General features: G+C 64.4%; 21 protein-coding genes, 1 pseudogene and 1 riboswitch. Of the genes and pseudogenes, 16 read left to right on the top strand and 6 right to left on the bottom strand.

The genetic code is table 11. The features are described from left to right. Window positions 1-54: 54 nt before the first annotated feature. The 4 genes from ureG (at window position 55) to RX327_RS36105 (ending at window position 5,467) form a co-directional block, all read left to right on the top strand. Window positions 55-693, top strand: a complete 639-nt coding sequence (gene ureG / locus RX327_RS36120) for an urease accessory protein UreG (RefSeq protein ID WP_317248728.1) — start codon at window positions 55-57, stop codon at window positions 691-693. 418 nt (window positions 694-1,111) lie between these two features. Beyond that, window positions 1,112-2,773, top strand: a complete 1,662-nt coding sequence (locus RX327_RS36115) for an HWE histidine kinase domain-containing protein (protein WP_317248727.1) — start codon at window positions 1,112-1,114, stop codon at window positions 2,771-2,773. 179 nt (window positions 2,774-2,952) lie between these two features. Next, window positions 2,953-3,981: a cytochrome-c peroxidase gene (locus tag RX327_RS36110; RefSeq protein WP_317248726.1), complete on the top strand. Its 1,029-nt coding sequence runs from the start codon at window positions 2,953-2,955 to the stop codon at window positions 3,979-3,981. Window positions 3,982-4,411: 430 nt separating this feature from the next. Beyond that, window positions 4,412-5,467: a hypothetical protein gene (locus RX327_RS36105; protein WP_244482577.1), complete on the top strand. Its 1,056-nt coding sequence runs from the start codon at window positions 4,412-4,414 to the stop codon at window positions 5,465-5,467. An 18-nt stretch (window positions 5,468-5,485) separates the two neighbouring features. On the opposite strand, the gene RX327_RS36100 is transcribed toward RX327_RS36105, so the two are convergent. Next, window positions 5,486-5,839 carry a methylamine utilization protein gene (locus tag RX327_RS36100; protein WP_410712122.1) on the bottom strand — a complete coding sequence of 118 codons (354 nt, stop codon included), beginning with the start codon at window positions 5,837-5,839 and terminating at the stop codon, window positions 5,486-5,488. 229 nt (window positions 5,840-6,068) lie between these two features. Between RX327_RS36100 and RX327_RS36095 the strand changes: the two genes are divergently transcribed. Continuing rightward, on the top strand, window positions 6,069-8,975 hold the full coding sequence (locus RX327_RS36095; protein WP_050387212.1) for an EAL domain-containing protein: 2,907 nt from the start codon (window positions 6,069-6,071) through the stop codon (window positions 8,973-8,975). An 89-nt stretch (window positions 8,976-9,064) separates the two neighbouring features. Here RX327_RS36095 and RX327_RS36090 read toward each other — a convergent pair whose 3' ends face one another. Both RX327_RS36090 and RX327_RS36085 read right to left on the bottom strand, forming a co-directional pair. Next, the gene (locus RX327_RS36090) at window positions 9,065-9,613 is read right to left on the bottom strand and encodes a sigma-70 family RNA polymerase sigma factor (RefSeq protein WP_317248725.1); all 549 of its coding nucleotides are present in this window, start codon (window positions 9,611-9,613) and stop codon (window positions 9,065-9,067) included. Beyond that, window positions 9,613-9,816, bottom strand: coding sequence for a NepR family anti-sigma factor (locus RX327_RS36085; RefSeq protein ID WP_018269610.1), 204 nt, complete (start codon window positions 9,814-9,816; stop codon window positions 9,613-9,615). Before RX327_RS36085 ends, RX327_RS36090 begins: the two co-directional genes overlap by 1 nt. Window positions 9,817-10,086: 270 nt before the next feature. Between RX327_RS36085 and RX327_RS36080 the strand changes: the two genes are divergently transcribed. After that, window positions 10,087-10,893: a response regulator gene (locus RX327_RS36080; protein WP_317248724.1), complete on the top strand. Its 807-nt coding sequence runs from the start codon at window positions 10,087-10,089 to the stop codon at window positions 10,891-10,893. An 84-nt stretch (window positions 10,894-10,977) separates the two neighbouring features. Here RX327_RS36080 and RX327_RS36075 read toward each other — a convergent pair. Beyond that, window positions 10,978-12,200: pseudogene (locus RX327_RS36075) on the bottom strand (cytochrome P450). Between the two features lie 115 nt (window positions 12,201-12,315). On the opposite strand from RX327_RS36075, the gene RX327_RS36070 reads away from it, so the two are divergent. The 3 genes from RX327_RS36070 to RX327_RS36060 all read left to right on the top strand — a co-directional run bounded on the left by RX327_RS36070 (window position 12,316) and on the right by RX327_RS36060 (window position 14,181). Then, complete coding sequence (locus tag RX327_RS36070; RefSeq protein WP_244482595.1) at window positions 12,316-13,038, top strand: TetR/AcrR family transcriptional regulator; 723 nt, start codon at window positions 12,316-12,318, stop codon at window positions 13,036-13,038. 63 nt (window positions 13,039-13,101) lie between these two features. Further along, window positions 13,102-13,983, top strand: a complete 882-nt coding sequence (locus tag RX327_RS36065) for a DMT family transporter (RefSeq protein ID WP_317248722.1) — start codon at window positions 13,102-13,104, stop codon at window positions 13,981-13,983. Window positions 13,984-14,040: 57 nt separating this feature from the next. Then, on the top strand, window positions 14,041-14,181 hold the full coding sequence (locus RX327_RS36060; protein ID WP_157347178.1) for a hypothetical protein: 141 nt from the start codon (window positions 14,041-14,043) through the stop codon (window positions 14,179-14,181). Between the two features lie 26 nt (window positions 14,182-14,207). Here the strand turns inward: RX327_RS36060 and RX327_RS36055 are convergent, their stop codons facing one another. Next, entirely contained in the window at window positions 14,208-14,450 is a 243-nt protein-coding gene (locus RX327_RS36055) for a hypothetical protein (RefSeq protein ID WP_028334705.1), read from the bottom strand. A gap of 179 nt (window positions 14,451-14,629) precedes the next feature. On the opposite strand from RX327_RS36055, the gene RX327_RS36050 reads away from it, so the two are divergent. The 4 genes from RX327_RS36050 (at window position 14,630) to crcB (ending at window position 15,715) form a co-directional block, all read left to right on the top strand. After that, window positions 14,630-14,806 carry a hypothetical protein gene (locus tag RX327_RS36050; protein WP_167350454.1) on the top strand — a complete coding sequence of 59 codons (177 nt, stop codon included), beginning with the start codon at window positions 14,630-14,632 and terminating at the stop codon, window positions 14,804-14,806. Between the two features lie 37 nt (window positions 14,807-14,843). Next, entirely contained in the window at window positions 14,844-14,966 is a 123-nt protein-coding gene (locus tag RX327_RS36045; RefSeq protein WP_317248721.1) for a hypothetical protein, read from the top strand. A 63-nt stretch (window positions 14,967-15,029) separates the two neighbouring features. Beyond that, a riboswitch (Fluoride riboswitch) is annotated at window positions 15,030-15,090 on the top strand. 68 nt (window positions 15,091-15,158) lie between these two features. After that, complete coding sequence (locus tag RX327_RS36040; protein ID WP_157347175.1) at window positions 15,159-15,332, top strand: hypothetical protein; 174 nt, start codon at window positions 15,159-15,161, stop codon at window positions 15,330-15,332. Continuing rightward, complete coding sequence (crcB, locus tag RX327_RS36035) at window positions 15,329-15,715, top strand: fluoride efflux transporter CrcB (RefSeq protein ID WP_028334706.1); 387 nt, start codon at window positions 15,329-15,331, stop codon at window positions 15,713-15,715. Before RX327_RS36040 ends, crcB begins: the two co-directional genes overlap by 4 nt. Before the next feature lie 86 nt (window positions 15,716-15,801). On the opposite strand, the gene RX327_RS36030 is transcribed toward crcB, so the two are convergent. After that, on the bottom strand, window positions 15,802-16,056 hold the full coding sequence (locus tag RX327_RS36030; RefSeq protein WP_050387215.1) for a hypothetical protein: 255 nt from the start codon (window positions 16,054-16,056) through the stop codon (window positions 15,802-15,804). 203 nt (window positions 16,057-16,259) lie between these two features. Here RX327_RS36030 and RX327_RS36025 point away from each other — a divergent pair, with 203 nt between their 5' ends. The 3 genes from RX327_RS36025 to RX327_RS36015 all read left to right on the top strand — a co-directional run bounded on the left by RX327_RS36025 (window position 16,260) and on the right by RX327_RS36015 (window position 18,299). Next, a complete protein-coding gene (locus RX327_RS36025) occupies window positions 16,260-16,481 on the top strand; it encodes a hypothetical protein (RefSeq protein WP_028334708.1) in 222 nt (73 codons plus the stop codon). Between the two features lie 167 nt (window positions 16,482-16,648). Continuing rightward, entirely contained in the window at window positions 16,649-17,329 is a 681-nt protein-coding gene (locus tag RX327_RS36020; RefSeq protein WP_317248720.1) for a transglutaminase family protein, read from the top strand. A 43-nt stretch (window positions 17,330-17,372) separates the two neighbouring features. After that, a complete protein-coding gene (locus RX327_RS36015; RefSeq protein ID WP_050387216.1) occupies window positions 17,373-18,299 on the top strand; it encodes a DMT family transporter in 927 nt (308 codons plus the stop codon).

Below are 18,299 nucleotides of genomic sequence, written 5' to 3'. Positions count from 1 at the left end.
GGTGGTAATGGGTCCCGGCTTTCGCCGGGACGACGATAACGGAGAGCGTGTCACATGCCCACTTCCCACGGCCCACTTCGTGTCGGCGTCGGCGGCCCGGTCGGGTCGGGCAAGACCGCGCTGATGGACCTGCTCTGCAAGACCATGCGCGAGCGCTATGACATTGCGGCGATCACCAACGACATCTACACCAAATGGGATGCGGAGTTCCTCGTGCGTTCGGGGTCGCTGACGCCGGATCGCATCGCCGGCGTCGAGACCGGCGGTTGTCCGCACACCGCGATCCGCGAGGACGCCTCGATGAACCTCGCCGCGGTCGCGGACATGCGGGCAAAATTCCCCGACCTCGATCTGGTGCTGATCGAATCCGGCGGCGACAATCTGGCGGCGACCTTCTCGCCGGAATTGGCCGATCTGACGATCTACGTCATCGACGTTGCCGCCGGCGACAAGATCCCCTCCAAGGGCGGTCCCGGCATCACGCGATCCGACCTCCTGGTGATCAACAAGATCGATCTTGCACCCCATGTCGGTGCGTCGCTCGAGAAGATGGACACCGACGCCAGGCGGATGCGCGGCGAGCGGCCCTTCGTGATGACCAACCTGAAGAAGAGCGACGGCCTCGATCGCATCATCAGCTTCATCGAGACCAAGGGCGGCCTTCGGTCGCAGGGCAAGGTTAAGGCAGGTTAGGCCGGTTAGGCGTTAATCATTGTGGCACGCCACTAGCGTCCATCCTGTCTTCCTGAGGCGCGAGCAGCGCGAGCCTCGAAGGATGAACGGCCACCGGCCGGGCCGTTCATCCTTCGAGACGCGCGTACCGCGCTCCTCAGGGTGACGGTCGATGAGAGGGGCGCGCACCTCGCCGCAAAAAAGCTGCGCAATCGCCGGAACAATTTCCAACTTTGCCGATTACCAACCTTTGGCGCCGCCAAAGACCGCCGGGTGGCGTCGTTGTTAATGTTGCCGACCGGCTCCTGTTGCGGACCGATGATCGCTATTCCATATTCCTTTGCGGCGGGCCTTCATCGCATCCTGATTTGTCGCCGCCCTTGCAGAAGCCAGATGACTTCCGTCCCCTTTCGCCACCCCCTGATTGCCGAGTAAGCGTGTGGTTCGACTGGGCTTCATCGTTGCCTTGATTGCGCTGATCGGAGTTCTGCTCTCCGGTCTTGCCGCCTATCGGGTGCACGATCAGGAGCTCGCGATCGACGGCATCGCGCTCGCGCGCGCGATCGACGTTCATGCGAGCCTGGTTCAGGACCGCCTCACCGAGCGGGAGCTGCTCGCGCGTGTCGCCTCGGGCCTGTTCCGCACGCCATCCGTGATCAAGCCGAACATGCTGGAGCCGCTGCGCTCGGCGATCTACGCCTTCAAGACCGATTTCGTGGTGGCCGGCTGGATCGCCCGGCTGAAGCCGAACGAGCTCGCCGCGGCGCAGGCCGAGCTGAAGGCCAACGGCTTCACCAACCCGACCATCCGGGATTTCGACGACCAGGCGCTCGACCTCAAGGCGCTCGACAAGCCGATCAACGTGCTGATGGACGTCGAGCCGCGCAATCCGGAGACCTTGAGCATTCCGGGCCGCGCCTTCGACCGCCACTCGGTGGTGGGCCCGATGCTGGCGCGGGCGATGGCCAACGCCAAGCCGGTGGCCTCCGATCCGGTGCCGCTGTTGCGGCAGAACGGCCCGGTCGGGGTCGTGCTCGCCGCGCCGGTGTTCCAGGAGGGCGCGTCCGAGCCGGCGGGCTTCATCACCTTCTCCTACGAGCTGTCGTCGCTGATGCTGACCAACGACGACAGCTCGCTGTTCGCGGTGGCGCTGAAGGATCCGCGCGACTCCAACGACGAGTTCACCGCCAACGAGCAGGGCATCGTCACCTCGCGCGCGGTGCGCCAGGACGGCCCGCTGCCGTCGATGGTGCGCACGGTGACGTTCGGCGGCCGTGACTGGTCGCTCGACTATTACGCCAAGAGCAACGCCACGGTGCGTGCGCAGCAGACCGCGACCATCGTCGCGGCGATTGGCCTCGCGCTGACCGGCATCGTGTGCGGCCTGTTCGGCTATGTCGCCTACAACAATCTGCGACTCAGCCGGGAGATACAGGTCAGGATCGGGTTCGAGCGCCGGCTGACTGCGGTCATCGACGAGCTCAACCACCGCGTCAAGAACATCCTGGCGGTGATCCAGTCGATCGTGACGCGCACCTTGCGCCACGGCTCGGACATGGACAGCGCGCGCGAGCTGCTGATCGGGCGCATCCACGCCATGTCCAACGTGGTCTCGCTGCTCAGCGAGAGCCAGTGGCAGGGCGTCAAGCTGAAGGGCCTGTTCGAGGCGCGCGCCATCCCGCATGCCGACCGCATCGCCGTCACCGGTCCTGATATCGCGGTCAGCGCACGCGCGGCGCAGAGCCTGTCGCTGCTGTTCTTCGAGCTGGCCTCGCATTCCGACGAGGGCCTGTCGCTGGTTGGAAAGCATCCGCACATCACCGCCAATTGGGAGGTCGTCGGCGAGGATGCGGACTCGGTCTTCCATTTCCGCTGGGAGGAGTTCAACACCAGCGAGGCGACGCGTCGGCCGGATTCCGATTTCGGCCTGATCCTGCTCGACCGCGTCGCTCCCGAGGCGCTAGGGGGCACCGCCAAGCGCTTCTTCACCGACGTCTCCTACGTCTATGAATTGACCGCACCGATGGAGACGGTGGTCGACATGACCGAGCGCGACCGCACGGAGCAGTTCTCCGCGCCGCTGCGCCCGGTGAAGAAGTAGCGGCTGCCTCAGGTTGTGTGATCGGACCGCCGCGCGGATTGATCGAAATCACGCGCGAAAGCATGCGCCGTCGTCATCGTGACCAATGCCCGGTATCAGTAATAGACCGCAACCGATTGTTAAAACTTCGTTGAACATGCTTGGGCATATACCGAGCAGGATACCGTCTGAGGACCCCGATGAGGCTTTGGGTCAGCCTGACCTTGCTCGCGGCAGTTTTGCCGGTAGGACTGTCGCTTGCCCTGACTCCGGCGGCGGCACCCGGCGACCCTGCGACAATCCGTGCCAGCTATCGGCGGCCGGACGTCGTTCCGTTCCCGAGCAGCAATCCCTATTCGGAGGCGAAATCCGCGCTTGGACAGCTGCTGTTCTTCGACCCGCTGTTGTCGAGGTCAAAGACGCACTCCTGCGCGAGCTGCCACAGGCCATCCCTTTCATGGGCCGACGGCCTTCCGCGCGCCATCGGTGAGGATCCCAAGGGCCTGCCGATCCGCTCGCCGACGTTGATCGATGTGGCCTTCTTCGAGCCGCTGGGATGGGACGGCAAGTTCAAGGATCTGGAATCCGTTGCGTTCGGGCCGATCCTCAGTCCGGCCAACCTGAACATGACCGAGCCGGAATTGATCGCGCGACTTTCGGCGATCCCCGGATATGTCGATGCCTTCGCCCACGCATTCGGAGACGGCGCGATCACGCGGCCGAGGATCGAGGCGTTGTTGGCGACCTTCGAGCGCTCCATCGTTGCAGGCGAGGCTCCGTTCGACCGTTGGATCAAGGGCGACGACACCGCCATCAGCAAATCAGCCCAGCACGGCTTTGAGCTTTTCAACGGCAAGGCGCGTTGCTCGGCTTGCCACAGCGGCCCGTCGTTTTCCGACGGATCCTTCCAGGATATCGGCACCGCCAAGGGCCATGACATCGGGCGCGGCCGTTTCTTCCCGACCTCGGCGAAGCTGAAATATGCGTTCAAGACGCCGACATTGCGCGACGTCGCGCGCCGCGCGCCCTATATGCACGACGGATCGGTGGCGACGCTGGAAGATGTCATCGAGCTTTACAACAAGGGTGGGATCGATCGGCCGAGCCGATCGCCCGACATCAAGCCGCTGTCCCTGACGGCAGACGAGAAGAACGACCTCATCGCCTTCCTGCAAACCCTGACCGCAACGGCCCCGCCGGTGGCAGGCGTCCCCAAACTGCCGCGCTGACCTCGGCTCAACGCGGTTCAGAACGAGGTTCGTTCAGGACAGGTGCGGCAGCGCCGCGCCCAGGAGGCCGAGCCCCACGATCACGAATGCGCCCGCGCAGGTCTCGAGGGTCGCTGCGCGCGCAGCGGACGATCTTGTCACATAGGCGAGGGCCGACCCCACCCCGATACTTACGACGCTCAACGCTCCGAACACTGTACCGGCCTCCCGATCCGATTTGTCCGGATTTCACTACGACAGTTGAATTGAGCTCCCGTGCCGGAATTAGCTAAAATTTGAGGGAACCGGCTGTAAAGATTGCACTAAGGGACAGGCCGGGGGCTCGCCCGCCACGATTAACCACAATGCAACCCCGGGGTGTCCCGGCAGGCGCAAAGCTTAAAATTTGATATAAGTTAAACAAGTCCTAAGTGTGTGGGCGGTTGGTTCAATGTTTAGTGGATGGGCGCGAGATACCGTCTCGGCGGTGCGCTCCTTTTTCGCCACGTGCCTTGCAGCGGTTCTTTTTTGTGTCGTAGCCGCGCGCAGTGCCGAGGCACATGTCAAGTGGTTTTGTGCCTACGATGTCGCCGGTCAGCCCCGCGGACTCGAGAATGTCCTTTGCCTGGATTTCGAGCTGCTGCTCGGCGTCGCCATCTTCTGGCTGTTTGCGGGTTGCCTGATCGAGCCCACCTCGCTGGGTGACGCCACGATCCGGGTAATGGACCGCGTCACCGAGGGACTGCGGCTGCGCACCGAATTGATGATGCGCGCCGTGTGCGCCTTCTTCTTCATCTCGATCTGGGCCGTGGGCGGCATCCTGCTGACGCCCGAGTTGAAGACGACGTCGCCGTACGTCGGCGCGCTGCAGCTTGCGATCGCTGCCGGGATGCTGTCACGACGCACGCTGCCGCTGTCGGCGGCGGGGATGCTGGTCCTGTTCGGGATCGGTGTGCGCGACTACGGTCTCTTTCACCTCGCCGATTACCCGATCTTTCTCGGTGTTGCCGCCTATTTTGCACTGGTTGGGCTGAACAAGGATTTGTTCGGAGTCCGGCCGATCGACGTGATGCGCTACGCCGCCGCGGTGACGTTGATGTGGGCCTCGGTCGAAAAATGGGCCTATCCGGAGTGGAGCTTCCCGCTGCTGATCGAGCATTCCTCGATGACGCTGGGCTTCGACAACGAGTTCTACATGCGCGCCGCCGGCATGGTGGAATTCACGCTTGCCTTTGCCTTGATCTGGACGCCGCTGATCCGGCGCTGCGCCGCCACCGTGCTGACGGGGATGTTCATCAGCGCGTGCTTCGAATTCGGCAAGATCGACACCATCGGACACTCGGCGATCATCGCTGTCCTGCTTGCGATTGTCGCCGACAACAAGGTGTTGTCGCGCGACCGTCGTGCGCCGTGGCTCGCCCCGGTCGCACTCTGTGCCGCGCTGTCGGTGACCTTGTTCGTCTATTATTTCGGCCACGCCGCGATCTTCAAGACGTCGGTCCTGTAGATCGCCGCCCCTGTGGCGCTATTTGGCGACGTGGACGGCGAGCTTCATCTTCGGATGAATGCCGCACAGCACGGTGTAGTCGCCGGGCACCGAGAAGGTGACGTCGAACTTGCTGCCCGGCTGCTGGTCGCCCGAGTCGAAGCTGAACGTATCGGTGCTCAAATAAGCGTGATGCAGCAGTTCGCCGTCATCGTTAACGAACCGTAAAACCTCACCCCGCTTGATCGAGATCTGCGCGGGTTTGAATTCACGATCCTTCTGCGAAATGACATAAGGGGCTGCGCCCAAAGCTGCTCCAATAAGCGCTCCAGTGACGATCGCCGCCGCAAACGGCACGCGGCCGAACTGGCCCAGGCGCAAGGCGCGCAACAAGCCTGACTGCATGAGACCCCCGCTGAACCTCGAACACCAAATATCGGCTATCCCGGGCTGCAAATGTGGCTCCCGGACCACCTGTAAGGGTGATTATCGCCAGCTGATCTTAACGATTTCAGCATGAGTTCCAGTCACTACTAAAGCAATTTTGAGCAGACAGTTATTTTCCGCAGTGCTGCGCCTTTCTGCGTAGCTTGAGTATCGAGCACTACGGCGAAACGCGGGCATGGACAGCCTATTTGGCAACCTCAAGGTAAAGAGCGGTGCGGCCTTTCGGTTCGCAACCGGCCGCCTTTCGCGTCTTGCCCTGACCAAGGGGTCGATCCGCAGCCAGATTCTGATTTTTTGCCTTGCGATGAGCGCCGTTGCGGTCGCCCTCGGCGGGTACTCCATCCTCGGCATCCGCCATGCCGGCGATCTGGTGGCCAAGACCTTCGACGAATCCCTGATGTCGATCAACTATGCGCGCGCGGCCGGTGCGGATTTCGCCACGATGCGGGTCGCCTCGTCGCAACGCCTGCTGACCACGGATCCGGAGATCCGGGCCAATCTCGATGGCCAGATTGAAAAGCTCGCAAAGACGCTCTCGGAAGACCTGGCGATTGCTGCCGATCGGTCGCAATCCTCGCGCGCCGCGCAAGCCGCCGCCAAGGTTCAGGAAGCCGCCGACGCCTGGATGGCGCTGCACCGGCGCGCGATCGGATCGTCCACGGAGGGCAGCACGGCGGCCGATCCGCGCGCACCGGGTGCGACGGTCGGCGATGTCGATCGCTACTCCAAGATCGTCAGCCAGCAGGTCGAGCTGCTGGTCAATTATACGGCCGGCGATGGCTTCCTGTTCCGGCAAAAGGCGCTCTCGACCATCAAGCGGGACCTGCAGCTCAACGTGGCCGGGCTGACCGTCGCGCTGTTTCTGTCGGCGCTGTTTTCGTGGCTGCTGGCGCGCCGCATTATCGGACCGGTCGCGATCGCATCGCGGGCCGCGCGAAGCATCGCCGGCGGCGACCTCGACGCGACCATCCCCAAGGGCGGGACCGACGAGCTCGGCACGCTTCTGACCGCCATGGAAACGATGCGCGACAACATTCGGCGAATGGTCAATCAAGAAGTATCGCAACGCCGCTCCGCGCAGGCACGGCTTTCCGATGCGCTCGAAACGTCGCGTGAGGGCGTCGTGCTGCTCGACGCGGATGGCCAGGTCGCGCTGGCCAACTCGCGCGCGAGTGAATTCATCCGTCTCTCGCCGCAGCTTCTGCAGTCGGACCGGCTCGATGCCGCCAGGCTGGCCCCCGCCGATGGTGACATCGATGGCTTTGCGAGCGAGGCGCAGCTTGCGGATGGACGCTGGCTGCGCGTCAGCCGCAGCGAGACGCAGGAGGGCGGCGTCGTCCTCGTCTACAGCGACATCTCCGCGCTGAAGCAGCAGAAGGCCGAGCTGCATGAAACCAATTTGCGGCTCGACGCGGCGCTCACGCACATGTCGCAAGGGCTGTGCCTCTACAACAGCGAGGCGCGGCTGCAGGTCGCCAACCGCCGGTTCTGTGAGATCTTCGATATATCGCCGGAGCTTGTCGTTCCCGGAATGACCATGGAGGAGGTGCTCGACCTGAGCATCGCCGCGGGCAATCACGGGGAGCGGACCGTCACCGACCTGCTGGCGGAGCGCGAGCGGTCGATGGCTCAGCACGACGGCAACTATCTGCAGCATCTCAGCGATGGACGGATCATTGCGATCGCGCAACGGCCGACATCCGATGACGGCTGGCTCGTCACCTGCGAGGACGTCACCGAACAGCAACGGGCGGAATCGCAGATCGCGTTCATGGCCCGGCACGATGCCCTGACCAAGCTGCCGAACCGGACGTTGCTGGCCGAGCGGATCGAGCTGGCGGTTGCGCAGGTCGGCCGCGGACTCGGCTTCGCGGTGTTCTGCCTCGATCTCGATAATTTCAAGCAGGTCAATGACACGCTCGGGCATCCGGTCGGCGACGAACTGCTGTGCGCAGTCGCGGACCGGCTCAACGCCTGCGTCCGTGAGGTCGACACCGTCGCGCGTTTGGGCGGCGACGAGTTCGCGGTCATCCAGTGTGGCGTCCAGGGCGGAGACGAGGCCGAACGCCTCGCGCGCCGCATCGTGGAATGCGTGGGCGCGCCGTACGAGCTGAACGGGCATCGCGTCATCGTCGGATGCAGCGTCGGCATCTCGATGTCGCCGGGCGACGGCACCACCGGCGAGAAGCTGCTGAAGAACGCCGACGTCGCCTTGTACCGCGCCAAGATGGAAGGCCGCGGCACCTGGCGCTTCTTCGAGCCTGCGATGGACGCCAGCCTGCAGCGGCGTCGGGCCATCGAGCTCGACCTTCGCGAGGCGATGGTCAAGGACGAGTTCTCGTTGTTCTACCAGCCGCTCTACGATCTCCATCTCGACCGCATCTGCGGCTTCGAGGCGTTGCTGCGCTGGCATCACCCCAAGCGCGGGCTGGTGCCGCCGGACCAGTTCATCCCGATCGCGGAAGAGATCGGTCTGATCGGCCCGCTGGGAGAATGGGTGCTCAATCGCGCCTGCGAACAGGCGACGACCTGGCCCAGCGAGATGAAGCTCGCGGTCAACGTCTCCGCGGTCCAGTTTCGCGATGCCGACTTCATCGACGTCGTCATCGGCGCGCTCGCGACGTCAAAATTGTCGCCGCGCCGGCTGGAGCTCGAAATCACCGAGTCCGTGTTCCTCGCGAACAGCAACGAGACGCTTGCAACGCTGCACAAGCTGAAGGCGCAGGGAGTGCGCATCGCGCTGGATGATTTCGGCACCGGCTATTCCTCGCTGAGCTATCTGCGCAGCTTCCCCTTCGACAAGCTCAAGATCGACAAATCCTTCGTGCGCGACGCGACCGCGACGCATGGATCGAAATCGATCGTCCGCGCCGTCATCAGCCTCGGCAGAAGCCTCGGCATGACCACGATCGCGGAGGGCATCGAGACCGTCGAGCAGCTGGATCATATGCGGGCCGAAGGCTGCAACGAGGCGCAGGGCTTCCTGTTCAGTCATCCGGTCCCGGTGACCGAAATCGCAGCCAAGATCCTCGAACTGAGAAACGGCTTCAAGCCGGCGTCCGTCAAGGCGATGGCCAGCTGACGGCGCGCTGAGCGTCGCCGGACCTTGCAGGCCAACATGAAAAAGGCGGCCCGCGGGCCGCCTTTTCCTATTTATCGCCGCGGTCGCGCTTAGCCGCCGCTGCCGCCGATCACGGCCCGCACCGTCTCGTCGGGCCCGAAATCCTCGGCGCCGTCGACATAGAGCAGCGCGGCGAGCTTCGAGCGGGCGCGGTTCACGCGGCTCTTGATCGTGCCGACCGCGCAGCCGCAGATCGAGGCCGCATCCTCGTAGGAGAAGCCTGACGCGCCGACCAGGATCAAGGCTTCACGCTGATCCTGCGGAAGCTTGTCGAGCGCCGTGCGGAACTCCTCGAACTCGAGATGCGCGTTCTGCGAAGGCTGGGTCTTCAGCGTCTTGGCGTAGTTGCCCTCGGCATCCTCGACCTCGCGCCGCCGCTTGCGATAGTCGGAGCGGAACAGGTTGCGCAGAATCGTGAACAGCCAGGCCGGCAGGTTGGAGCCGGGCTGGAACGAGTCGATATTGGCGAGCGCGCGCAGCAGCGTCTCCTGGACCAGGTCGTCGGCCCGGTCCCCATTACCGGACAGCGAGATCGCGAACGCGCGCAGGCTCGGGACCGACGCAAGGATATCGTCGCGAAGTTCATTCGTGAGAGGCATTAGTCCCCTCCATTGTTCTTGTCGGTATCGCCCCCGGCGACGGCCGCCGCCGCAGCCTCCGGCCCGTCGAGTTTGCGGATCAGCTCCGCAAAGCGGTCGGGTACGCCCTGTCGCACCACGTCATCGTACATGGCGCGAAGCTGGTGGCCGATTCTCGATTGAATCTCGGCGTTGAGACCGCCCTGCTTCTTTACTTCCTTCATGATGTGATCCACGCTTCCCCGGGAGTTAAGTCTCTGATTTCCAAGTCGTTTCCTCGAAAAAAGAGGCTGGCCGCGTTGCCTCGTCGGTCAGGAGCTAATGCAAAGTTGCGCAGAAAGTTCCGGAATGCTGGAACTATTTCGTGGAACTTTTTCGGCTTTCGCGCGTAGTCGGCGATGCAGGGGAACCGGGGTCGTCCCAGAACTGGATTCTGTCGCCCCCAGACAACGGGTTTCAGGCCGCCAGGCCTCACGAACAAGGATGGAGTGGGAATGTCCCGATCGCAGATCGTTGCCGAACACCTTCCGCTGTTGCGCCGTTACGCTCGCGCACTGACCGGAAATCAGGCGTCGGGGGACGCCTATGTCGGGGCCATGCTCGAGGCCCTGTTGCAGGATGGATCGTTGCTGGATCAGAGCCATGGGCCTCGGGCCGGCCTGTTTCGGCTGTTCACGCAGATCTGGAATTCGGTCTCGGTCAACGAAGATGCCGAGGTGACGACCCTGCCGATGCCGCCGGAGCGGCGGCTGTCGAACATCACGCCGCTGCCGCGTCAGGCCTTCCTGCTGCTTTCGCTCGAGGGCTTCTCGGAAGAGGAAGTCGCCTTCGTTCTCGGCACCGACGTCGCGGAGACGCGGCGTCTTGCAGACGCTGCCGGACGCGAGATGGCGGCCGAGATTGCGACCGACGTGCTGATCATCGAGGACGAGACCTTCATCGCCATGGACCTCGAGAGCCTAGTGAAGAATCTCGGCCACAACGTCGTCGGCGTCGCGCGCACCCATGCCGATGCAGTGGCGCTGGCCAAGAACAAGCGGCCCGGCCTGATCCTCGCCGACATCCAGCTCGCCGACGGCTCGTCGGGCCTGGATGCGGTCAACGAGCTGCTGCGCACCTTCGAAGTGCCGGTGGTGTTCATCACGGCCTACCCTGAGCGCTTCCTCACCGGCGAGCGTCCCGAGCCGGCGTTCCTGATCTCAAAGCCGTTCCAGCCGGCGATGGTATCGGCGGTGGCGAGCCAGGCGCTGTTCTTCCAGCGCAATTCACGCAACCGCGCGCCGAGCGCCGCCTCGGCATGAGCTGAATTTACGCAAGCGGCAAAATCCAGACCGGCGTACCGAAAGGTACGCCGGCTTTTTTTGAGCAAGCCTTCGATGGCGACGCTATTTCGGCGTCACGCAGACCGGCATCGTGCTGAGCGCTCGCAGGCCCGAACTGTCGCGGAAGGCTGTGGGGCCTGCAATCTCGAGCTGCTTCACGCGGCTGGCGAGCGCTGTGATCACGGCCTCGGCTTCCAGCCGTGCCACCATCTGCCCGACACAGCCGTGGATGCCGACGCCGAAGCCCATGTGACCGGAGAGCCGCCGTCTGACGTCGAACGGTCGGCATGCTCCCAGCGCGTCTCGTCGCGGTTGGCGGAGGCAAGTAGCAGCAGCACCTTCTCGTGCTTGCCGATCTTGACGCCTGCAATCTCGGTGTCATGCGGCGTGGTGCGGAACACGAATGGCGCCGGTGAATCGAAGCGCAGGGTTTCGTCGAATGCCGCGCGCGACAACGACGGATCTTCCGCAAGCAGCGACCATTGCTCGGGATGGCGCGCAAGCGTGTACAGCGCCATGCCGATCGCGCTGATCGTGGTGTCAAGCCCGGCCGAGAACAGCGAACGCACCAGCAGCGGAGCTTCCTCCGCGCTGATCTCTCCGGCGTCGGCCGCCTCATAGACCTGCGCGCCAAAACTGCCCGGGCGCAGCGCCTCGCGCTGGCAGCGCGCCGCGACCCAGGGAAGCACGCGGGGCGCCTGCTGCATCAAATCGCGAAAATAGTCGTTCTCGGGCCCGAAGCCGGCGAACACCATCGCGCCATAGGTCAGGAAGTTCTCGCGGCCCTCCTGGTCGATGCCGAGCGCGTCGGGAAACACGCTGACCGGAAACACCTCCGCGATGTCCTTGATGGCGTCAAACGATCCGCGCTCGACCAGCCCGTCGATCAGCCGCGTCGCCGTTGACTTGAAATCATCAGCGAGCCGCCGCATCGCGCCGGGCGAGAGGATCCGCGCCAGCACCGCGCGGGTTCGCGTGTGCAGCGGCGGATCGGCTTCCAGCACGATGCTCGGCGGCCGCCACGGCTTTTCCTTGAAGTGGTTTGCAAGTCCGGCGCCGCCGGCGTTGCTGAAATTGACATGGTCTCCGAAGATCGTCTTGACCTCGGCAAAGCGCGGCACCGCCCAGATGTCATATCTGGTCAGGCGGATGACCGGCGCTGCGGCACGCAGCTCCGCATAGGTGCCGTAGGGGTCGGCCCGCGTCGCCGCGCTGAACGGATCGAAATCGCTGCGGACCATGTCGCCGGCAAGGGGGCTCGCAAGGGGGCTCGCATGGGTGCTCATCGGATCCTCCCGTCTTGTCATTGGTTAATTGACCATAGTCAATTAACTCGCATGCTGCAAGGGCGGGGTTGCCATCGGGGCGGGTGCGCGGCATGGAGGCGCGAGGCAGATGGGGATGTCGATCGTGGAGCGAGCCAAAGGCGCACGGCGCTTTCAGCGCAGGGCGCGCCAGGAGGCCGACAAGGAGGCGCTGAAGGCGCTGATCCTCGAGACCGCGCGCAAGGAGTTCGCCGCCGGCACGTTGGAGACCGTTTCGATCCAGAAGATCGCCGACGCGATCGGCTACTCGAAGGGCACCGTCCTCAAATATTACCCGACCAAGCTGTTGCTGCTGCTCGCGGTGAAGCAGCAGAATCTCGAGGCGGTCGCCGAACGCCTCGAGCGGGTCCGCGCGGAGACGGCCGACAGCGATCTGCGGCTGCGGCGCGTGATGGAAACCTATCTCGATTACTGGGCCGACAATCCCGATCACTTCCGCTCGCTGTTCTCGATGTCCGGCACGATCGAGGACCGCCGTTTTCCCGACGGCGTCTATTTCGGCGAGACCGAGATCGCGCGCCGCAGCTACGAATTGTTCGTGATCTCGGTGCGGGAATTTCTGGCGGCACATGGCGCCGAGCCGGCGCCGGGCCTGCCGCAGCGGCTCGCAACCGCACTGCTGGCGGCAACCCACGGCGTGGTCGCGCTCACGCTCGGCACCCCGACCATGAGACTGCCCGACATGCGCGGCACCGGCCGCCTGCTCATCGCCAGCCTGATCGATGCCTGGACGATCAGGCTTGCCGCCGCGCGGAAAAGCGAGGGCTGGCCGCGGGTCACGATCGGCACCTTTGCCTGACAGGGTGGTGCGCATGCGCGATGCGATATGGAATCGCCTGCGTTCGCCTGCTAAGCGCCGCCCATGGATACGACGCAGCGCGATAGAACGGTGGGCTTTCTCTGCTTGGTGGTGACGGCGTTCGGCTGGGCGTTGAACTGGCCGCTGATGAAGCTGCTGCTGCAGCAATGGCCACCCCTGTTCGCGCGCGGGCTTGCCGGCACCTGCGCGGCGGCGATCCTGGGCACGCTGGCGCTGGCCCGCGGACAGTCGCTCGCCGTGCCGCGCGAGGCGATTCCGCGGCTGCTGTTTGCCTCCTTCACCAACGTCTTTGCCTGGATGGGGCTCGGCACGGTCGCGATGAAATATGTGACCGTGAGCGAGGGCGCTCTGCTCGCCTATACGATGCCGATCTGGGCGATGCTGTTTGCCTGGCCGGTGCAGCACAGCCGCCCGACGCTGCGGGATCTTGCGGCGCTGGTGCTCGGCGTTGCCGGCGTTGCACTCCTGCTCAGCGGCAACGGCTTTGCGTTCGGCGCCGACAAGCTGCTGGGCATCGTGCTGGCGCTGCTCTGCGCCATCCTGTTCGCGCTCGGCAACGTGCTCAACCGCAAGCCGCTGCCGATGCCGCCGCTGGCGGTGGTGGCCTGGCAGGTCGGCATCGGCTGCCTCGTGATGCTCCTGCTCGGCATCCTCTTCGAGCATCCGAACTATGCCGCGATCACCCCGCTGGGGCTCGGCTGCTTCGTCTATATGACGCTGGTGCCGATGGGCATCTGCTACGTCACCTGGTTCGAGACGCTGCGCCGTCTGCCACCGACCACGGCCTCGACCGGCATGCTGATCGTTCCCGTGATCGGCGTGGTCTCCGCCGCCATCATCCTGGGCGAGCCGCTGGGCCTGCGCGAGATCGGCGCCATGGCGCTGACGCTCGGCGGCGTGACGCTGGCGCTGCAGCGGGCCTGACGCAAAGAAGGGAACGGACATCGGCGCATCGCGTTCTCCCGAAAAGGGAGCTTGGCCATGCGCAAGGCGATCGCGCGGCTTGATGCGGAGCAGAGGGCGCAACTGCTTTATCTCGCGGATCTCGGCACGGCGATGTTCACGTCGGCCCTCGTGGTGTGCAGTCTGAAGGCGATTGTCGACCTGTTCGCCGCGGGCTGAACCGCCACGTCAGCGCCAACGCGCCGTCAATCCTCTTGCGGCGCGTCGCTCTGGGTGTGCCCCTCGGGCCCGCGATCGAACACACCATAATCGCTCGATTTCACTCCTGCTCCCCCATCGACGCCAATGCCGGCCAGACCGAGCTTGAGCAGCTCGCGGACCGCCGCGGCGCGGGTCGGCATGCGGTGCTTGAAGCGGAAATCGTCGAGGGCTGCCAACTCCTCCGGCGACAGCATGACCTGAAGACGCTCAGCGCGAAGCTCATTCATCGCAAAACACCAAGACTTAGCTTGTTGAGTAATTTGCTAAACCACCAAACTCGCATGGGGTTCCATCGGTTGAGACAAAAACGTCAACTTAGTTGAATTATCAAATGAAATCAATAACTTAGATAAAAAATAAAGGAACGATCCGGCCGCCCGCCTCGTTATGTCGCTGGAGAGATGCCATGGCCAACCACGTCAAGCTTCCCCGCAAGCTGTCCGAGGAGCCGGAAGCCCCGAAACCGCGGCGCCCGAGCCACGCGAAAGTCATCGAGCAACTGGACCGCTGGGCCAACAGCCCCGGTCTTCAACCGCCAAAGGTCGATAATGCAGAGGACGATTCAAAAGCGGAAGCGATCTGAACCCCACACATTCGAGCAGCGCCTCGAGGAACATCGCGTGCGACTTGAAAGCCTGCTCGCCCGATTGCCGCGCGGTGCCGAACGCGAGCAGATTGTCGCGCGCATCGAGCAACTGCGAACAGCCGTTGAGCTGAACGCGATGCTGTCGACGACCGGCTGAGCCGAGAAGCGAAACGGCGGAACGGGCCCACTTGCTCCTGCCGCTCCGCTCGCCTACCATTCCCACGTTGATGGGGATGGAGTCCCCCGATAACCGCCGCGAGGCTGATGACTCCTACCGGGCGCGACAGCGTCGGTAGGAGCATGCGCCACCGCCGACCCGCCGTGTCCCGCGAATGAGAAGGGACAGCGCATGACGGGTCTTCCTGGTTCACTCTCAATCGCATTGTCGCTGGTCGGGTCGATCTGGCTCGTCGGTGTTGTCGCCCTGCTGGTCGGCGCGCCGGGCGAGCTGGTCGCTGCGACCTTCGTGCTTGGGTTGGTGGCGGGCTTCATCGAATGGCGAGCCGGAAAGGTGGAGCATTGAACGTTCAGTTGTTGGCGGCGATCGCGATCGGCGGTTCGCTGGGATCGGTCGCGCGCTATCTGGTGGCGATCGGCGCGGGGCGCCTGGTCGGCACGGAATTTCCCTGGGGCACGCTGGCGATCAATATCGTGGGTTCGTTCCTGATCGGCGTCTTCGCGGAAGCGTTCGCGCTGAGCTGGAATGCCAGCCAGGCGATGCGGGTGTTTCTCACCGTCGGCATTTGCGGCGGCTTCACCACCTTCTCGACCTTTTCGCTCGATGCGATCGTGCTGATGCAGCGCGGCGAGCTATGGTCGGCCGGCACCTACATCGCGGCCTCCGTCGCGCTCTCGATTCTCGCGCTGTTCGGCGGCCTGCTGCTGGTGCGGGCGTTCACAGCCTAAAGCATGATCCGGAAAAGTGCGAAGCGGTTTTCCGAAAAGATCATGCTCAAACAAAGAGCTAAGGCGCGATGACGATTCAACCTAATTTAGTCAGTCGCGCGGCGGCCGGTGCGTGGATTGAGCGGCGCGGTCGGCGGCCGTCGCAGCGCTTCGGGCAGGAACGGTTCGCCCCGCCGAGGTGAGGCGTCGGCACGCACATCGGCGGCCCATTGCGCACGTTCGTGCGGCGTCTGGTTGTCGTCGAAAGTTCGCTTCACATCGACGCCGCCGACGGGGTCGTTGACGCCGTTCCGGCTGGCGGGATGGTCGACGCCGCTGTGGATGTCACTGGAGTTGCCCATCGTGGCCTCCGTGCTCGGCTGATCCGGATCAATATTTGATCCTGGATCCAGGACTTCTGCACCAACGTGGCCCGCGCAAGCGCCGTTCCAAAAAAGTGAAGGGGCGGAGGTCCCGTCTGTGGCCCGGAATCCTTGGCGCGCCCGGGACCAGCCGGTAGGATGGAACCCGGATGGTAGCCAGGAACCAAGGGAAAGACCGGGGAATGAAGCACGTCGACGTCGCGGTGATTGCTGCCACGCTGTGGCTGCTGGCGTCGATGGTGCTGGACATCCTGACGCCGAAGTCGATCACCGCGCTGGTGATCGCCGCCGCGCTTGCGCCGCCGTTCCTGATCGGGATAGGCATCCATTTCGCACGTGAATATTTCAAGGCCAGGCGGCGCAGCTACCCGCCGCCGCAGTTGGACGAACACTTCAAGAACTAGCGTGTTTTCGAACGAAGTGGCACCGGTTCGCGTGAAGAAAACGCGTCAAAGCTAAAATCCAGGCCCCCGTTTCGATTCAATCAGAGCGGGGCTCCGGCCGGGCAGGGCTGCGGGAAACGCTGCACGTGCTGCATTGAACTGTGCAGATGGCTTGCTAAGCTTGTGCCATGACCGAGCAGCTCCCCGATACGATCAGCCGCCTCTACACCGACCCTGGCGAATATGTCGACAGCGACCATCCCGCCGTCGAGGCGTTCGCCCGCGCCGCCGTTCCGTCTGACGCCAGCGCGCGGGAGAAGGCTCGCGTGCTCTACAAGGCCGTGCGCGACGGAATCCGCTACAACCCCTATGTCAGCATGCGCTCGCCCGAGAGCTACCGGGCCTCGAGCGTCCTCGCCGCCGGACAAGGCTATTGCGTCGGCAAGGCGTCACTCTATGCGGCCGCGTGCCGCGTCCATGGCATTCCCGCCCGTGTCGGCTTTGCCGATGTGAAGAACCATCTCACCACCGAGAAGCTGCGCGCGAGCATGGGCACCGACATCTTCACCTGGCACGGCTTCACGGAAGTGTTCGTCGACGGAGCCTGGCGCAAGGCGACGCCGACGTTCAACGATACGCTCTGCGCCAAGGTCGGCGTGGCCCCGCTCGATTTCGACGGCCACACCGATGCGCTGCTGCACCCCTTCGACGGCGAAGGCCGCGCCTACATGCAATACGTCAATGACCGCGGCAGCTATCACGACGTGCCTGCGAAATTCCTGATGCGCGAGATGGCGCGCGACTACGCCAACATGCAGGGCGAGGATCTGTCCGGCCGCGACATGGAGCGTGAGGCGGCCGAGCAGTAGCGGACGAGTGAGCCGATCGCACGCCGGCTGAGGGGGCGGTGTCATGGATGCGGAGCCGCCGAAAGCGCAGGTCAGCCGCCCCGCCAAAGGCTGGGAGGACGCGGTCGCGCTGACCGGCTTCATCCTGGTCGCGGTCGGGCAGGCCTCCAACCAAGTTCTGGCGCGCGGGCTCGCCGGCTCGGTGCCGCCGTTTTCGCTCGCCTTCTTCCGCTGGAGCATCATCGCCATCGGCCTCGCGCCGTTTGCGATCGCAGCGATCCGCGACGGCAAGATCCCGCTGGCGCAGAACCTCTGGCCGATCCTTGCCGCCGGCTTCCTCGGCATGTTCCTGTGCGGCGGCCCGGTCTACATCGCCGGCATCACGACCACCGCGATCCACATCGCGCTGATCTTCGCGCTGTCGCCGATCATGGTGCTGCTGATCTCGGCGGCGCTTGGCATCGAGCATATCGGTCCGCTGCAATGGCTCGGCACGGCGCTGGCGCTCGGCGGTGCGCTCTTGATCGTCTCGGGCGGTCGTCTGGAAACGCTGACGCAGTCGAGCGCGGCCTGGGGTGATCTCCTGGTGGTGTGCGCGATGCTCGGCTGGTCCGGCTACACGCTGCTGCAGTCGCGCGTCGCGCCGCGCGCCTCGCTGCTGGCGCGGGTCAGCTTGTTCTCGGCGGCCGGCGCGCTGTGCTCGCTGCCGCCGGCGCTCCAGGAGATGTGGGCGACGCCGGCTGCGGTGTTCAACACAAGGGCGTTCGAGGCCTATGTCTTCGCCGGCCTCGTGCCCGGCCTGATTGCCTATGCCGGCTTCGCCTGGCTCGGCGCGAGATTCGGCTCGGTGCGGAGCTCGCTGGTGCTCTACGTCGCACCGATCGCGAGCGCGCTGCTGTCCTGGATCATCCTCGGCGAGCCGCCGAAGCTGATCCATCTGGTCGGCGGCCTTTTGATCCTGGGCGGCGTCTGGGCGAGCCTGCGCAAATAG

This window comes from Bradyrhizobium sp. BEA-2-5, from assembly GCF_032918025.1.
Classification (GTDB): domain Bacteria; phylum Pseudomonadota; class Alphaproteobacteria; order Rhizobiales; family Xanthobacteraceae; genus Bradyrhizobium; species Bradyrhizobium pachyrhizi.
Note: the sequence above shows the minus strand (reverse complement) of the source record. Positions and strands in the feature narration are given on the sequence as shown.

What these genes read in the sequence shown, in the direction of transcription:
- RX327_RS36085 (WP_018269610.1), bottom strand. Translation starts at nt 9,816, where the DNA reads ATGAAGGAAGTAAAGAAGCAGGGCGGTCTCAACGCCGAGATTCAATCG.
- RX327_RS36060 (WP_157347178.1), top strand. Translation starts at nt 14,041, where the DNA reads ATGCGCAAGGCGATCGCGCGGCTTGATGCGGAGCAGAGGGCGCAACTG.
- RX327_RS36025 (WP_028334708.1), top strand. Translation starts at nt 16,260, where the DNA reads ATGAAGCACGTCGACGTCGCGGTGATTGCTGCCACGCTGTGGCTGCTG.
- RX327_RS36080 (WP_317248724.1), top strand. Translation starts at nt 10,087, where the DNA reads ATGTCCCGATCGCAGATCGTTGCCGAACACCTTCCGCTGTTGCGCCGT.
- RX327_RS36050 (WP_167350454.1), top strand. Translation starts at nt 14,630, where the DNA reads ATGGCCAACCACGTCAAGCTTCCCCGCAAGCTGTCCGAGGAGCCGGAA.
- RX327_RS36040 (WP_157347175.1), top strand. Translation starts at nt 15,159, where the DNA reads ATGACGGGTCTTCCTGGTTCACTCTCAATCGCATTGTCGCTGGTCGGG.
- RX327_RS36095 (WP_050387212.1), top strand. Translation starts at nt 6,069, where the DNA reads ATGGACAGCCTATTTGGCAACCTCAAGGTAAAGAGCGGTGCGGCCTTT.
- RX327_RS36090 (WP_317248725.1), bottom strand. Translation starts at nt 9,613, where the DNA reads ATGCCTCTCACGAATGAACTTCGCGACGATATCCTTGCGTCGGTCCCG.
- RX327_RS36020 (WP_317248720.1), top strand. Translation starts at nt 16,649, where the DNA reads ATGACCGAGCAGCTCCCCGATACGATCAGCCGCCTCTACACCGACCCT.
- RX327_RS36030 (WP_050387215.1), bottom strand. Translation starts at nt 16,056, where the DNA reads ATGGGCAACTCCAGTGACATCCACAGCGGCGTCGACCATCCCGCCAGC.
- RX327_RS36070 (WP_244482595.1), top strand. Translation starts at nt 12,316, where the DNA reads ATGTCGATCGTGGAGCGAGCCAAAGGCGCACGGCGCTTTCAGCGCAGG.
- RX327_RS36110 (WP_317248726.1), top strand. Translation starts at nt 2,953, where the DNA reads ATGAGGCTTTGGGTCAGCCTGACCTTGCTCGCGGCAGTTTTGCCGGTA.
- RX327_RS36105 (WP_244482577.1), top strand. Translation starts at nt 4,412, where the DNA reads ATGTTTAGTGGATGGGCGCGAGATACCGTCTCGGCGGTGCGCTCCTTT.
- RX327_RS36065 (WP_317248722.1), top strand. Translation starts at nt 13,102, where the DNA reads ATGGATACGACGCAGCGCGATAGAACGGTGGGCTTTCTCTGCTTGGTG.
- RX327_RS36015 (WP_050387216.1), top strand. Translation starts at nt 17,373, where the DNA reads ATGGATGCGGAGCCGCCGAAAGCGCAGGTCAGCCGCCCCGCCAAAGGC.
- RX327_RS36055 (WP_028334705.1), bottom strand. Translation starts at nt 14,450, where the DNA reads ATGAATGAGCTTCGCGCTGAGCGTCTTCAGGTCATGCTGTCGCCGGAG.
- ureG (WP_317248728.1), top strand. Translation starts at nt 55, where the DNA reads ATGCCCACTTCCCACGGCCCACTTCGTGTCGGCGTCGGCGGCCCGGTC.